Source organism: Streptomyces sp. NPDC050549, from assembly GCF_040655035.1.
Lineage (GTDB): Bacteria > Actinomycetota > Actinomycetes > Streptomycetales > Streptomycetaceae > Streptomyces.
Genome location: NZ_JBFAJD010000003.1, coordinates 348,629 through 362,836 on the forward strand (window position 1 = coordinate 348,629; position 14,208 = coordinate 362,836).

Genomic DNA, 14,208 nt, shown 5'->3' on the forward strand with positions numbered 1-14,208 from the left:
CACGACGACGCGCGCACCCCCACATTCGCGCGCCGACCCGGGCGCGCCGCCTGGAGGAGGACTCCCTCGCAATGGCACTCCTGCGTAGCAAGAAGCTCCGGCTCGCCGCGATGACCGGCGCCGCCACCGCCGCTCTCGTCGGCGGGCTCACCGCACTCCCCGCCCAGGCCGCCCCGGCCACGGGCACGGTACTGGCCGCCGGCTCCCCCACAGCCGTCGACGGCAGCTACATCGTCACCCTCAAGAAGGGCGCCGGTCTGAAGGCGTCCTCGGCCGCGGGCAAGGGGCTGGTCAAGGAGTACGGCGGCACGGTCACGAAGACGTTCGGCACGGTGCTGAACGGCTACACGGCAAGCCTGTCCGCGACCGAGGCCAAGAGACTCGCCGCCGACCCGGCCGTCGCCGCGGTGGAGCAGAACCAGCGCGTCCACCTGACCGACACCACCCAGTCCAGCGCGCCCTGGGGCCTGGACCGCATCGACCAGGCCGCGCTGCCGCTCTCGGGGACGTACACCTACCCGGACAGCGCGGGCAGCGGCGTGACCGTCTACGTCGTCGACACCGGCGTCCGGATCACCCACACCCAGATCAGTGGCCGCGCCTCCTACGGCTACGACGCGGTCGACGGCGACACCACCGCCTCCGACGGCAACGGCCACGGCACTCATGTGGCCACGACGATCGCGGGCTCGACGTACGGCGTCGCCAAGAAGGCGAACATCGTGGCGGTCCGGGTGCTCGACAACAGCGGCTCGGGTACGACGGCCGGTGTGATCGCGGGCATCGACTGGGTCACCTCGAACCACACCACCCCGGCGGTCGCCAACATGTCGCTCGGCGGCTCCGCCTCCACCGCGCTCGACACGGCGGTCGCCAACTCCATATCCAGCGGCGTGACTTACGCTGTCGCGGCGGGCAACAGCGCCGCCAACGCCTCCTCGTACTCCCCCGCCCGGGTGGCCGCGGCGATCACCGTCGGGGCCACGACCAGTGCGGACGCCAAGGCCAGTTACTCCAACTACGGTTCGGTGCTGGACATCTTCGCGCCCGGCTCCTCCATCCTGGCGGGCTACAACACCAGCGACACCGCCACCGCCACCCTGTCGGGCACCTCGATGGCGTCCCCGCACGTGGCGGGCGCGGCAGCCGTCTATCTCGCGGGCCACACCTCGTCCACTCCGGCCCAGGTCGCCACGGCCCTGGTGAACGGCGCCACGTCGAACGTCGTGACCAGCGCGGGCACCGGGTCACCGAACAAGCTGCTGAAGATCGTCCCGTAAAGCTCACCCGCCCCACCTGAATGAATGTTCCCCGGAGGCAGCAGGCGCCTCCGGGGAACATTCATTCGGGGATGCGCGAGAACCGGTGCAGGCGTCTTCCGCACCTTGACGTGCCCGGTCGGGCTGCGCCACATTGAAACCCGGCATCCGGCGCGCTGGGGGGCAAAGTCGCCAATGCAGACCTTAGGTATCAAGAGAACATCCACCGCCGACACCGAGCAGGCGCGACCAGGACCGGGGAGGGACCTGGCGGCGCTGTTCGCCGGTGCGGCCGTGACCATCGGGGCGGTCGGCGCGGTGCTCGCGCTCACCGACTCGGGCTCACCGCTGCGCGGAGCGTTCGCGCTGTTCTTCCTCTTCTCCGCGCCGGCCTCGGCAATTGCCGCGGTGCTGCGCGGACTTGATCCCTACGGCCGCGTCCTCGCCTCGGTGGCGGGCGCGGTCGTCGTCGACATGCTGGTCGCCCAGGGAATGCTGGCCGTGCACCGGTGGTCGATCAACGGGGGAATCATCGCGGTAGCGGTGATCAGTGGCCTGATAGCGCTATCGGTGCTCATGCAGCGTATGCACAGCCGTACAACGGCTGACAAAGTAGTGTGACGGTCAAACCAACAAAAACGTGAGGCCTCGTTCCAGGCCTTGCCATACAGGTTCAATCATCAATACCGTCGTATATCTCACCCGCACCGGTCCATCATCGAGCGGCTCTAGGGGAGGGCTCAGGGACCGCGATGAACCGGCGCGGGGCGCGGTAGGGGGGTGCCGTGCTCGGTGACCGTACTTGTGACCGAGTCGTGCCGCGCGGCCGGCTTTCACGCCTTTCCGGGGGTCGACCAGCTTTGCCAGCTCACCGCGCGTGCACGGAGATTCATTTGTCCGTGGCGCCTGTGAGAACCCCCCTTTCGAACCGGAGCACAGAGCCGGGCCGCCCAGGGGCGGGCGGTCCGCCGGACGAGAGGGACCAGACTCGTGAGTTCTGTTCTGCGCCCAGCGACATCGGGCCAAGATCCATTAATGTCGGTCGAATACAGGCCGATCTCTTCTCACCTGGCGATTACACCGCCGGTGAGCGTGGTGATTCCCGCCATGAATGAGGCGGAGAATCTCCCCTACGTCTTCAAGACACTGCCCGCGTGGATACACGAAGTGGTTCTTGTGGACGGAAATTCCACCGACAACACCGTAGAAGTTGCCCGCGAGCTGTGGCCCGGGGTCAAGGTCGTCGAACAGCAGGGCAAGGGCAAGGGGGATGCCCTGATCACCGGGTTCGCGGCCTGCAGCGGCGACATCATCGTGATGGTCGACGCGGACGGCTCCGCCGACGGAAACGAGATCGTCAGCTATGTCTCCGCCCTCGTCTCGGGCGCGGACTTCGCCAAGGGCTCCCGCTTCGCCAACGGCGGCGGCACGGACGACATGACGTTCATCCGCAGGCTCGGCAACTGGGCGCTGTGCACCATCGTCAACCACAAGTTCGGCGCCCGCTACACCGATCTCTGCTACGGATACAACGCGTTCTGGCGGCACTGCCTCGACAAGATCGACCTCGACTGCACCGGCTTCGAGATCGAGACCCTGATCAACATCCGGGTGGTCAAGGCCGGCCTCAAGGTCCAGGAGATCCCCAGCCACGAGTACCTCCGCATCCACGGCACGAGCAATCTGCGCGCCGTGCGGGACGGGATCCGGGTGCTCAAGGTGATCCTCAAGGAGCGCTCCAACCGCCGTGCGCTGCGCAGCCGTTCGCACTCCACGATGATCGACGGCCTCGACGCGCAGCCCACCTCGGTCCGGGGAGAGGTGTCTTGAGCAGTCCCGACATCTCCGTCGTGATCTGCGTCTACACCGAGGACCGCTGGGAGGACATCCTCGCGGCGGTCTCCTCGGTGCGGGCGCAGTCGCGGCCCGCGCTGGAGACGTTGCTGGTCGTCGACCACAACCCGGCTCTCCTGGACCGACTCACCAGGGAGTACAAGGACTTCGAGGAAACGGGCGAGGTCCGCGTGCTGGCGAACGCGGGCTCCCGCGGTCTGTCCGCCGGCCGCAACACCGGCATCGCCGTCTCGCGCGGCGAGGTCATTGCCTTCCTCGACGACGACGCCGTGGCCGAACGGGAGTGGCTGCGGCACTTCGCCGAGGCGTACACCGATCCGAAGGTGATGGCCGTCGGCGGCCGTACGATGCCGATCTGGGCGTCGGGGCGCCGACCGGCCTGGTTCCCCGAGGAGTTCGACTGGGTGGTGGGCTGCACGTACAAGGGCCTGCCGCAGGGCCGGGTCCGGGTGCGCAACGTCCTCGGCGGCAATGCCTCGTTCCGGCGTACGGCGTTCGACGCGGCCGGAGGTTTCGCGACCGGCATCGGGCGCGACGGCGACAAGCGTCCGCTGGGCTGCGAGGAGACGGAGTTGTGCATCCGGCTCACGCGGGCCAGACCGGACGCGGTGCTGCTGATCGACGACCGGGCGGTGATCCACCACCGGGTGCCCGAGGCGCGCGAGCACTTCGGATACTTCCGTACACGCACGTACGCCGAGGGTCTGTCCAAGGCGCTGGTGGCCCGAAGTGTCGGCGCCGGCAAGGGGCTTGAGTCGGAGCGCCGCTACACCACCCGGGTCCTGCCGGCCGGGGTGGCGCGCGGGCTGCGCGACGCCGTGTTCGCCCGTCCGGGCGGCGCGGGCCGGGCGGGCGCGATCGTCGCCGGGGTGTTCACGGCGGCGGGCGGGTATGTCGTCGGGAGCGTCAGGGCGCGGCGGGGCGGGGCCACGTTCGAGGTCGTCGGGATCGATCGGGGGGACACCCATGAGTGACACACCGGTGCCGATCCTCATGTACCACTCCGTCGCCGCCGCCCCGAACGACGCCACCCGCGCCCTGTCCGTCGCGCCGGAGGCGTTCGCCGAACAGCTGGCGCTGCTGGGCGATCTGCACTTCACCCCGATCAACACCGCCGATCTGGCCGCCAGTTGGCGTTCGGGCAAGCCGCTGCCGGAGCGTCCGGTCCTGATCACCTTCGACGACGGCTACGAGGGCGTGCACCGGCACGCGATGCCCGCTCTCGCCCAACACGGCTTCGCGTCCACGCTGTTCGTCTCCACTGGCTGGATCCGGGGCGCCCACGACACCGGGGGCGGCCTCGACACCATGCTCGACTGGGGCCAGGTGCGCGAACTCGCGGGCGCCGACGTCGAGATCGGCGGCCACAGCCACACCCACCCGCAGCTCGACCAGCTCGACGACGAGACCCTGCGCGCGGAGCTGGTGCGCTGCAAGGAGATCATCGCCGACGAACTCGGCGCGGTACCCGTCTCCTTCGCCTATCCGTACGGCTACTCCAGCCGCCGGGTGCGCGTCGCGGTGCGGGAGACCGGGTTCGCGCAGGCGCTCGCCGTCGGCAACGACCTCGCCCGCCGCCGGCAGGGGCCGTACGCCCTGCGGCGGGTGACCGTGCGCCGCAGTACGGGTGTCGAGGAGTTCGAGCGGCTCGTCGAGGGCCGTGCGATCGCCCGCGACTTCGCCAGGGACCGGGCCCTCACCCAGGGGTACGCCATGGTCCGCAGAGCTCGACAGGTCCGCCGGAAGGCCAGCCGTTCCCGTGTCTGACACGACGACCACCACCCAGGACGCAGTGCCCGAGACCGAGGCGCCCCCGCAGTCGGGGCGCCGTCTGCGCCTGCCGGGGAGGCGCAAGTCCCCCGGCGGCAGCCCGCTGTTCCGCAACGCCTACGCCCTGATGCTCAACACCGGGATCTCCGCGGTGCTCGGCCTCGGCTACTGGCTGATCGCGGCCCACTACTACTCGCCCACCGCGGTCGGGCAGGGTTCGGCGGCGATCGCCGCGATGAAACTGCTCGCCGGACTCACCGCGGTGACCCTGACGGGCGCCCTGGCCCGCTTCATCCCGGTCGCGGGACGTGCCACCGGACGCCTCATCTTCCGTACGTACGCGGGCAGTTCGATCGTCGTCGCGATCGGGGCCGGGATCTTCCTGCTGACCCTGAACGAGTGGGGACCCTCGTACCGCTTCCTGCACGGGCCGATCAACGCACTCGGCTTCGTCGTGGCGGTCGTTGCGTGGAACGTGCTCACGCTCCAGGACGGGGTGCTGACCGGGCTGCGCAGCGCGCCCTGGGTGCCGGTGGGCAACACCGTGTTCTCGGCAGTGAAGTTGGCGCTCCTCGTCGGGCTGGCGTCGGCGCTCGCCACGAGCGGTGTCTTCGTGTCCTGGGTCGCCGCGATCGCGTTCTCCGTGGTGCCGCTCGGCTGGCTGGTGTTCCGGCGGCTGGTGCCCCGGCACATCAAGGCGACCGAGGAGCACACGAAGCCGCCCACGCTGAGGGAGATCGGGCGGTTCCTCGCCGGGGACTACACCGGCTCGCTGTTCTCGCTCGCCGTGGTCTATCTCGTGCCGGTGATCATCGCCTCGCAGGTCAGCTCCGAGGACAACGCGTACTTCTACATCACCACGACGATAGGCGGCACGGTCAACCTGCTCGCCATCAACATGGGCGCCTCGCTGACCGTCGAGGGCTCGCACGATCCGGCGCGCATCGCCGCCAACACCCGGGCCGCGCTGAAGCGGATGGCCCGGATCATGCTGCCGATCTGCGGGCTGCTGTTCATCGGGGCGCCGTGGATCCTGGGCGTGTTCGGCGCGGGCTACGCGGACGCGGCGACCCCGCTGCTGCGCTGGTTCGCGGTGGGCGCGCTGCTGCGGGTCGTCATGGAGACGTACTTCGCGGTGCTGCGCGCGCAGAGCCGCACCAGTGGACTCGCCTGGCTGCAGGGCCTGTTGTGCGTCCTGGTGCTCGGTCTGACGCTGCTGCTGCTCCCCCGCATGGGCCTGACCGGCGCGGGCGTGGCCGAGATCTCCAGCCTCGCGGTGATCGTGACGATCGCCGCGCCCAAACTCTTCAGGACCCTCAGGGCGGCGCCGGCCGCGGAACTGCCCGAGGACGCGGCGCCGGACGGCGACCTCGCCGACCTGGGGGCCCGTGAGGTCCCGGCCGCGCAGCGCCGTCGCGGGCCGGCCTGGGCGCTCGACTCCGACACCCTGGCGCTCGGCATCCACGTGGACTTCGACCACCTGGAACGCCGGCCCGACGTACGTCCGGGTCCCGGTACCCCGCCCGCCGGCACGCCCATCGTGTCCGGGGAGCAGCGGCCGACCTGGGCGCTCGGCATCAAGCGGTCCGAGGTCGTGGGACTGCCGGTGGAGGAGCGCGAACCCGGCTCGGAGTCCTCGGTGAGCCCGGTCGCGGAACCGGAGGTGGACGCCCCCTTCGAACCCGCCAACGGCTCCGACCGGGTGGTTGTCCCGGAGGCGGCACTCGTGGCGGCGGAAGCCCGGGAGACGGAATCCCGGCAGACGGAGTCCCGGGAAGCCGAAGTGCCGCCGCCCGCGCGCCCGTTGCCGTTGCGCGAGCGCCTGGTGCCCACCCGCCCCGGTCTCGTCCTCGGCTGTCTGCTGCTCGCCGCGCTGCTCCTGTACTGGGTGCCCGCGCTGCGGCTCGGCGAGTCCGACCTCGACCGCATGGGCGGACTCGGCCTGATCTCGGTGCTGCCGCTGCCCACGCTGGTCGGCGCCGCACTGCTGATCACGGTGTTCGCCTCGCTGCTGTGGCTGGGCCGCGAGCACAAGGTGCTGCTGTTGATCACGCTGCTCGCGACGGTGGTCTCGCTGCACGCGCTGCCCGCGGTGATCGAGCCCGAGCCGCGCTTCCCGACGGCCTGGCAGCACCTCGGGTTCATCGACTACATCGACCGCACCGGTTCGGCCGTACCCGACCTGGACGCGCGCTGGAGCTGGCCGGGATTCTTCGCGGCGGCGGCGTTCATCGGCAAGGCCTGCGGGATCACCGACTGGACCGAGGTCATCCGCTGGTGGCCCACCACCATCCAACTCGCCTACCTGGCACCGATGTTCCTGCTGGTGCGCTCGCTGCGGGCGAGCTGGCGGGCGAAGTGGACCGGCATCTGGATCTTCGTGCTCAGCGGCTGGGTCGGCCAGGACTACTTCTCCCCGCAGGGATTCACCTTCCTCCTCTACCTGGCCTTCGTGGCGATCCTCCTGGTCTGGTTCCGGGCGCCCGGAGTCCTGTGGACGAAGACGCGCCCCGGCGAGGCCGAGGTCGAACCGACCGACCGGCGTCAACAGGCCGTGCTGCTCCTGGTGTTGATCGGTCTGTTCGCGGCGAGCGTCCCCGCCCACCAGCTCACGCCGTTCGTGATGCTGGGCGTGCTCACGGTCCTCGTCCTGATCGGCCGTTCCGAACTGCGCGGTCTGCCCATCGTGTTCGCGGTGCTGGTCGCGGTGTGGATCGGTTTCATGGCCGAGCCGTACTGGTCCGGACACTTCAACGATCTCTTCGGCGGCGTCGGCGGCGTCGGCAGCAATGTCTCGACCTCCGTCTCCGGCCGTATCCAGGGCGGCAGCTCGACCCACAAGCTGGTCCTCTACACCCGCGTCCTGCTGGCCGGCGGCGTCATGGCCTTCGCCTGCTGGGGCTGGTGGCGCCGCCGCGACCACAAGTACCGCGAACGCTCCCTCCTCGTCCTCGCCTTCGTCCCGTTCCTGGGCTTCGGCATGCAGTCCTACGGCGGCGAGATGGCGCTGCGCGTCTTCATGTTCGCGGTGCCGGGCGCGGCCCTGCTCGCGGGTCTCGCCCTCTTCCCGCGCACCGGCGTCACCGCCAAGGAGCGCGAGAAGGACCGGATGAGCCTCGCCCCGCTGGCCGCGCTGATGGCCGGCCTGGTGCTCATGGGCGGCTTCCTGGTGGCCCGTTGGGGCAACGAGGGCTTCGAGCGGGTGCGGCCCGGCGAGGTCGCCGCCATGAACTACGTGTACGCCCACGACAAGCCGACCGTACGGCTGCTGTGGCTGAGCAACGACACGGTCAACGACGTGACGCCGGCGATACCGTGGGGCGCGAAGGACATGGAGCGGGTCAACTACGTTCCCACGCTGGCCCCTTCGGACCCGGTGCTGGTGTCCGGCCTGGTCAAGGCGCTCAAGGACGCGGGCCCGAACTCGTATCTGATGCTCAACAAGAGCCAGGTCGTCTCGCTGCAACTGGACGCGGGCTACTCGGCGACCTGGGAGTCCCGGCTCATCCAGAACCTGGACAACCGGCAGGAGTTGAAGAAGGTCCTCGTCAACGACGACGTGACCGTGTACGCGCTGCGCAAGCAGCCGGCCGGCGCGGTCCCCAAGCCCGATCCCGGGCCGATCGGACCGCAGATCACCTGGACCCCGTGGTCGGTGGTGGGTGCGCTCGCCGCCCTCGCGCTGATCCTGATGCTGACGGCCCGCGAGATCGTCCGGGTCGCGGTGCGGCCGAGTGTGCGTCAACTGCGGTGGCTGCAGAGCAGTTTCTGGTTCTCGCTGCCCCTGCTGGCGGTGCTGCTGGCTTCGCTGGTGCAGCGGTTCCTGACGATGAAGTAGCGGGGTCCTACGAGGTCGAGTGGCTCATCGCGTGAGCCACTTGACCTCGTAGGCCGCCATGTCGAACCGCTTGCCGTCGACCTTCGCGCTGATCTGCCGGTCCAGGGTGTTCACGACCAGAACCGTCTTGTCGGTGGCGAGGACCTTCACATTGGGTACGTCGTCCGCGGCCACCGACACGGTCTCGAACTTCGTACCGGGCCCGAAGGCCGTGTCGAAGCGGGAGACCAGGCCGTACATCGGCAACAGCTTCCCGCCGTCGGAGCTGTCGGTCGGGGTCCACAGGCAGCCCGCGCAGTTCGCGCCCTTCTCGTCCTCCGGGTTCCAGTAGAAGCCGGAGGTGGCGCCGCCCTTGGCCATGGCGATCATGCCGGCGGCCTGGACGGCGACGCGGTGGGTCTCGGACCAGCCCTTACGGTCGTCGTTGCCGTCGGCGGGCTCGACGTAGTACTCGGCCCACCACAGCGGCAGGTCGTGTGTCTGCTGCCGTACCCACTCGCTCACCGCGGTGAGTTTGTCGGTGGCCCCGAACTCGTTGGGCAGCATCTCGTCGTCGTTGGTGTAGCTGGAGCCGTCGACGACCACGAAGTCGGCGCCGGCCTTGTTCTTGTTCCAGTAGTCGAAGGCGTCGATGATCCGCTGGTCCATCGCGCCCCAGCTGCCCTTGAAGGTGCCGGAGGCGTCCGGGTCGCGCGGGTCGACGCTGTCCATCACGAGGTACGGACCGCCGACCATGATCTTCGGGTTGACCTTCTTCAGCGCCTTGTAGACCAGGTTGTAGAGCTTGGTGTAACCCTCGTAGTCCCAGCGCTGCTTGGCGTTGTTCCAGAAGCCCTTGAACTCGTTCCACACAATGAAGTGGGTGACGTCCGGGTACCGCTTGGCGACGGTCGCGGCGAGCGCGGCGAAGTCCGCGTAGTGGTCCGGCTGCGGGGCCGTCTCCAGCGCGGACTGGCTCCAGTCGGTGTTGTCGACACCCGACTTGCCGCCCTTCATCCAGTCCGGCGAGCAGCACAGCGTGATCACCGGGGTGCCGCCCGACCTGCGGACGAAGTCGATACGGCGGTCCAGGGCCCCGAAGTCGTAACGCCCCTTCACCGGCTCGGGGTTGTCGGCGCCCCAGCCCATGATGGCCTGGTCCTGCGGGAGTTGGGACTTCGCGAGCAGCCCCTCGACGCGCTCGGTCGCGGTGTCGCTGCCCTCGTCGGCGCTGTACTGGGTGTGGGTGAAGCCCCAGCCGACCTCGGGCCGGTCCTCGTCGGGCGGGGTCGCCGGGGTGCCGTGCACCTTGTCGCCGTCGCGCGAGGTGCCCGCGGTGCTTCCGCCGCCGGGAAGCGTGTTGATCAGGGTCACGATCAGAGCAAGTGCGGCCACACCCACGCCGAGCAGCGCGGTGAGCCGCCACCGTCGTGCCCCCGAATTCCACCCATGACGTCCCATCAAGGGCAACAGTAACGTCGGTGCCCCACGGTGGGGCAGGGCTCCACATGCACAGGCTTGTAACAGGAGCGGGGGGACGCACGGCCGACACGGAGCGGACACATCGGATGCACCGGACGCAGCCGACACTCGGGGGCGCACTGCGGAAAGCGGGTGCACACGGCGTCCGCGTGCCGGATCATGGCCCCATGTCCGCTAACCCGCACGACGCACTGCCGATCCGGCTCAACGTCGACGACTCCGACTCCCCGTCCGATGTCGTCGACGCGCTGTTCCTCGGCCGCTTCGCGACGGGCGAGCAGCCGTACTCGCACGCGGCGAACATCGACCGCGTACGGTCCGGGGCGACCCTGCTCCCGCCGGGCGCCCGCGTGCTGCGCGCCGCCCGCGACGACGACCGCAGCGCGACGCTCGCGGAGGGCGAGGGCTGGACCCTGCTGATCTCCCGCTGGAACCGGGGCGCCGACGTGACGGTCACGGCGACCAGCGAGGAGCTCGCCGAGAAGGTCCTCGGCCAGGCGACCGACGGCGCGGCGGACGAGCCCGAACCGCAGCCGGAGAACGTGACGATGGGGTTCTGGTACGTCTCCCCCAGGCGCGGCCCGCACCGCACGACCCGGCAGATCTCGGCGGGTACGTGGGACGAGGTGCGCCCGAACTACACGGGCCCGGTGGCGGACGCGATGGACCGCCTGATGAAGACGACCCCGGAGGACATCGCGGGCCGGCTGCTGTTGCTGCACGGGCCGCCGGGCACCGGCAAGACCTCGGCGCTGCGCACGCTGGCGCGTTCCTGGCGGGACTGGTGCCAGGTGGACTGCGTGCTGGACCCGGAGCGGCTGTTCAGTGACGTCGGCTATCTGATGGACATCGCGATCGGCGAGGACGACACGACGGGGAAAGGGCGTTGGCGGCTCCTTCTCCTGGAGGACTGCGACGAGCTCATCCGCGGCGAGGCCAAGCACACGGCGGGCCAGGCCCTCTCCCGCCTCCTGAACCTCACGGACGGTCTGCTCGGCCAGGGCAGGAACGTCCTGGTCGGCGTCACCACCAACGAGGACTTGGAGCGCCTGCACCCCGCCGTCGTCCGCCCCGGCCGCTGCCTGGCCCGTATCGAGGTCGGCGCGCTCACCCGCCGCGAGGCGATCGCCTGGCTCGGGACGGAGGGGGGCATCGGCCGCGAGGGCGCGACCCTCGCGGAGCTGTACGCACTGCGCCGGGGCACCCAGCCGACCTCGGTACCCGACCAACGCGAGGGGGCGGACGCGGGGTTGTATCTGTAGCGGCTCCGAGCCGGGGCAACTCCGTTTGCCCTAAGCCTCGTAGACCGCCCGCAGGGCATCCCGCACGGCCGCCGCCGCATCCTCCCGGGTAAGCCCCAGCCGCCGAACCTTCTCCGCGTAGGCCTGCGCGGCCGACGCCGCCTCCCGCTCCGCCGCCGAACCCGCGGCAGCGATCAGCGTTCCGTTGCGGCCCCGCGTCTCGATCACGCCGTCCGTCTCCAGGGCCCGGTAGGCCTTGGCGACGGTGTTGGCGGCGAGGCCCAGCGACTCGGCCAGTCCGCGCACCGTGGGCAGCCGGTGGCCGACCGGCAGCGCCCCGGACCGGGCCTGCTCCGAGATCTGGGCGCGGATCTGCTCGTAGGGCGCCGCACTGTCATCGATGTGGATCTTCAAGGTCACGGCCCGATTGTCCCGCACCGGCCGGAAAATGAGAGGCACTCCGGCACGGCTCCGCCGTAGCGTGCGGCGACATGACAGTGAGCGTGCGCGACCTGCGTCCCGACGTCCGAGCAGACCTGGAGGGCTACGTCCGGGTCCGCGACCGGGCCTTCCCCTTCATGCTGTCCACCCCGGGGTCCATCGCCTACGACCTCGCCCATGCCCACCGGAACGCCCACTCGCGCAAACTGCTCGCGGAGGAGGACGGCGAGATCATCGGCACCGCCCAGATCGACATCGCCCACGACAGCACGGAACCCGGCCAGGGCATGCTCAACGTGTTCGTGGACCCGGAGCGGACGCGCCTGGGCGCGGGCTCGCTGCTGGTCCGCGCGGCCGAGGAACACCTCGTCGCCCACGGCGCGACCAGGCTCTACTCCTGGGTCCTGGACGAGCCGGGCAACCGCGCCTTCGCCGAGCGGTCCGGCTACACCGCGAGCCGTGCCGCGCATCTCCTCCGGCTAAACCTGGCGCACGGCGCGCTGCCCCCGCTCCAGGCCCCACCGTCCGGGGTCGAGGTCCGCCCGGGCTCGGACTTCTCCGCGGACCCGCGCCCCCTGTTCGAGCTGGACACGGAGGTGACGCTGGACGAACCCGGCGACATCGACGCCGAGCTCACGGACTTCGGGGCCTGGCTGGACGAGACCTGGCGACACCCTCTCTTCAGTGCCGAGTTGACCTCCGTCGCCCTCGTCGAGGGACGCCCGGTGGCCTTCAGCGCCGCCCGCACGGACGGTGCCACCCGCTACGGCTCGGCCATGACCGGCACCGCCCGCGCACACCGCGGCCGGGGCCTCGCCAAGCTCGCCAAGAACGACTCCCTGCACCGCGCCCGCGCCGCCGGCTGCACGGAGGCGTTCACGGGCAACGACGCCGACAACGGGCCTATGCTCGCGATCAACAAATGGTTCGGCTACGAGATCTGCGCCACGGAGGTGCGCCATGTCCGTGAACTCACCTGATACCGCGAGCCAGTTGGACGTCGTCCTGGTCAAAGCCGGCCGTACGAAGATCCGTTACCCGGCCGAGCTGCTCTTCGACGACGGCGTCCGCCTCGCCGTCCGTGCCCCGTGGGCGGGTGACGGCGTCCGCGACTTCGGTTTCGTGCGCTTCGAGCGCGGCGACGTGTTCACCGAGTACTACTGGCGGGACCGCTGGTTCGCGGTGAAGGAAGTCCGGGACGGCACCAGGGAGTTGAAGGGCTGGTACTGCGACATCACCCGCCCCGCGACGCGCTCCGGCGCCGAACTCGTCGTAGAAGACCTCGATCTGGACCTGTGGGTGTCCGCCGACGGCACGGACGTGCGTCGGCTGGACGAGGACGAGTTCGAGGAGAGCGGGCTGGCCGCCACGGACCCCGCGGCCGCGGCGGCGGCCGTGGCAGCGCTCGACGAGTTGGAGGGGCTGGCCCGTGCGGGCGGGTTCGGCGCGCTGCTGCGGTGAGGTCCGCTCAGTCCATGGCGACCACCGCGTACCGCTCGTCGGCCACCGGCTTCCCCCACAGCAGCGGGTCGTCCGACAGCCGCTCCACGCGCACCTGAGCGGCGACGGGTGCCAGGAGTTCGGTGAGGCGGTCGGCGGATATGCCGGCCGGGCTCACCGTCCCCCAGCGGCCCTCGATCAGCACCAGCCGCCCGCCGGGGCGCAGCAGCCCGCGCCAGTGCCGCAGGACCCGGGCGGGGTCGGGCAGCGCCCACAGCACGTGCCGGACGAGGACGACGTCGTAGCGCTGCTCACCCACCGGCGGCATCGCCGCGTCACCGAGCAGGAACACCGCGTCACGGCCGGCCAGCTTCGCGCGGGCGAGGTCCACCATCGCCGGGGACAGGTCGACGCCCGTGACACGGTGTCCCTGCTCGGCCGCGAGGAGCGAGAGGCTGCCGGTGCCGCAGCCGAGGTCGAGGACGTCGGCCGCGCCGGCGGGCAGCCAGCCGCGCAGCCGGTCCGCCCAGGCCCGCCGGACCTCCGGGTCGCGCAGGCCGTGATCAGGCTCTTCGTCGAAGGTCGGCGCCTCCGCGTCCCAGTTCACGTTCGCTTCAAGTTCGCTCATGGGCCAAGAGTGACACCCGCCACTGACAGTCCCATCGTGACAGCCACCACAGACAGACCCGCGTCGATGAGTCACCCTCCCGGGAACGGTCCACCTCGTGAGAACACGAACCCGGGTGGACACAAGGAGGCAGCCATGCGCCGCGTAACCGTGCAGAAGCCCCTGAAGAAGTCGGACGCCCGTCGGGTGCGGGAGGAGGCCGACGAGCGCCCTGTCGAGCGCCCCGAGGTCCGAAAGGACATCGCCCGCACCTGGTGGCCGGACGGCTGAGCCCGG

The 14,208-nt window shown here is 70.4% G+C and carries 13 protein-coding genes; 10 read left to right on the plus strand and 3 right to left on the minus strand.

Features of this window, described 5'->3' with window-relative positions; translation table 11 throughout:
- Window positions 1-71: 71 nt before the first annotated feature.
- The 6 genes from AB0I51_RS07700 (at window position 72) to AB0I51_RS07725 (ending at window position 8,721) form a co-directional block, all read left to right on the plus strand.
- Window positions 72-1,280 (plus strand): S8 family peptidase, encoded by a 1,209-nt coding sequence (locus AB0I51_RS07700; RefSeq protein WP_362972459.1) that lies wholly within the window; start codon window positions 72-74, stop codon window positions 1,278-1,280.
- A 174-nt stretch (window positions 1,281-1,454) separates the two neighbouring features.
- Window positions 1,455-1,880, plus strand: a complete 426-nt coding sequence (locus tag AB0I51_RS07705; RefSeq protein WP_362972461.1) for a hypothetical protein — start codon at window positions 1,455-1,457, stop codon at window positions 1,878-1,880.
- Between the two features lie 369 nt (window positions 1,881-2,249).
- On the plus strand, window positions 2,250-3,089 hold the full coding sequence (locus AB0I51_RS07710) for a glycosyltransferase family 2 protein (protein WP_362972463.1): 840 nt from the start codon (window positions 2,250-2,252) through the stop codon (window positions 3,087-3,089).
- A complete protein-coding gene (locus tag AB0I51_RS07715; RefSeq protein ID WP_362972465.1) occupies window positions 3,086-4,087 on the plus strand; it encodes a glycosyltransferase family 2 protein in 1,002 nt (333 codons plus the stop codon). Before AB0I51_RS07710 ends, AB0I51_RS07715 begins: the two co-directional genes overlap by 4 nt.
- The gene (locus AB0I51_RS07720; RefSeq protein WP_362972467.1) at window positions 4,080-4,880 is read left to right on the plus strand and encodes a polysaccharide deacetylase family protein; all 801 of its coding nucleotides are present in this window, start codon (window positions 4,080-4,082) and stop codon (window positions 4,878-4,880) included. Before AB0I51_RS07715 ends, AB0I51_RS07720 begins: the two co-directional genes overlap by 8 nt.
- Entirely contained in the window at window positions 4,873-8,721 is a 3,849-nt protein-coding gene (locus AB0I51_RS07725; RefSeq protein WP_362972469.1) for a lipopolysaccharide biosynthesis protein, read from the plus strand. Before AB0I51_RS07720 ends, AB0I51_RS07725 begins: the two co-directional genes overlap by 8 nt.
- A gap of 24 nt (window positions 8,722-8,745) precedes the next feature.
- Here AB0I51_RS07725 and AB0I51_RS07730 read toward each other — a convergent pair whose 3' ends face one another.
- Window positions 8,746-10,161: a xylan 1,4-beta-xylosidase gene (locus AB0I51_RS07730; protein WP_362972471.1), complete on the minus strand. Its 1,416-nt coding sequence runs from the start codon at window positions 10,159-10,161 to the stop codon at window positions 8,746-8,748.
- A 188-nt stretch (window positions 10,162-10,349) separates the two neighbouring features.
- On the opposite strand from AB0I51_RS07730, the gene AB0I51_RS07735 reads away from it, so the two are divergent.
- Window positions 10,350-11,444 (plus strand): DUF5925 domain-containing protein, encoded by a 1,095-nt coding sequence (locus tag AB0I51_RS07735; RefSeq protein ID WP_362972473.1) that lies wholly within the window; start codon window positions 10,350-10,352, stop codon window positions 11,442-11,444.
- Window positions 11,445-11,474: 30 nt separating this feature from the next.
- Here the strand turns inward: AB0I51_RS07735 and AB0I51_RS07740 are convergent, their stop codons facing one another.
- Window positions 11,475-11,843 carry a GntR family transcriptional regulator gene (locus AB0I51_RS07740; protein WP_362972475.1) on the minus strand — a complete coding sequence of 123 codons (369 nt, stop codon included), beginning with the start codon at window positions 11,841-11,843 and terminating at the stop codon, window positions 11,475-11,477.
- 71 nt (window positions 11,844-11,914) lie between these two features.
- Here AB0I51_RS07740 and AB0I51_RS07745 point away from each other — a divergent pair, with 71 nt between their 5' ends.
- Complete coding sequence (locus AB0I51_RS07745; RefSeq protein ID WP_362972477.1) at window positions 11,915-12,844, plus strand: GNAT family N-acetyltransferase; 930 nt, start codon at window positions 11,915-11,917, stop codon at window positions 12,842-12,844.
- Window positions 12,825-13,325, plus strand: coding sequence for a DUF402 domain-containing protein (locus AB0I51_RS07750; protein WP_362972479.1), 501 nt, complete (start codon window positions 12,825-12,827; stop codon window positions 13,323-13,325). Before AB0I51_RS07745 ends, AB0I51_RS07750 begins: the two co-directional genes overlap by 20 nt.
- 7 nt (window positions 13,326-13,332) lie before the next feature.
- On the opposite strand, the gene AB0I51_RS07755 is transcribed toward AB0I51_RS07750, so the two are convergent.
- Window positions 13,333-13,932, minus strand: coding sequence for a class I SAM-dependent methyltransferase (locus tag AB0I51_RS07755; protein ID WP_362972481.1), 600 nt, complete (start codon window positions 13,930-13,932; stop codon window positions 13,333-13,335).
- A 135-nt stretch (window positions 13,933-14,067) separates the two neighbouring features.
- Between AB0I51_RS07755 and AB0I51_RS07760 the strand changes: the two genes are divergently transcribed.
- The gene (locus tag AB0I51_RS07760; protein WP_362972483.1) at window positions 14,068-14,202 is read left to right on the plus strand and encodes a hypothetical protein; all 135 of its coding nucleotides are present in this window, start codon (window positions 14,068-14,070) and stop codon (window positions 14,200-14,202) included.
- Window positions 14,203-14,208 lie beyond the last annotated feature (6 nt).

Excerpts from the sequence above, each read along its gene's own strand:
- AB0I51_RS07750 (WP_362972479.1), top strand. The coding sequence starts at position 12,825 with ATGTCCGTGAACTCACCTGATACCGCGAGCCAGTTGGACGTCGTCCTG.
- AB0I51_RS07730 (WP_362972471.1), bottom strand. The coding sequence starts at position 10,161 with ATGGGACGTCATGGGTGGAATTCGGGGGCACGACGGTGGCGGCTCACC.
- AB0I51_RS07745 (WP_362972477.1), top strand. The coding sequence starts at position 11,915 with ATGACAGTGAGCGTGCGCGACCTGCGTCCCGACGTCCGAGCAGACCTG.
- AB0I51_RS07720 (WP_362972467.1), top strand. The coding sequence starts at position 4,080 with ATGAGTGACACACCGGTGCCGATCCTCATGTACCACTCCGTCGCCGCC.
- AB0I51_RS07700 (WP_362972459.1), top strand. The coding sequence starts at position 72 with ATGGCACTCCTGCGTAGCAAGAAGCTCCGGCTCGCCGCGATGACCGGC.
- AB0I51_RS07760 (WP_362972483.1), top strand. The coding sequence starts at position 14,068 with ATGCGCCGCGTAACCGTGCAGAAGCCCCTGAAGAAGTCGGACGCCCGT.
- AB0I51_RS07705 (WP_362972461.1), top strand. The coding sequence starts at position 1,455 with ATGCAGACCTTAGGTATCAAGAGAACATCCACCGCCGACACCGAGCAG.
- AB0I51_RS07755 (WP_362972481.1), bottom strand. The coding sequence starts at position 13,932 with ATGAGCGAACTTGAAGCGAACGTGAACTGGGACGCGGAGGCGCCGACC.
- AB0I51_RS07735 (WP_362972473.1), top strand. The coding sequence starts at position 10,350 with ATGTCCGCTAACCCGCACGACGCACTGCCGATCCGGCTCAACGTCGAC.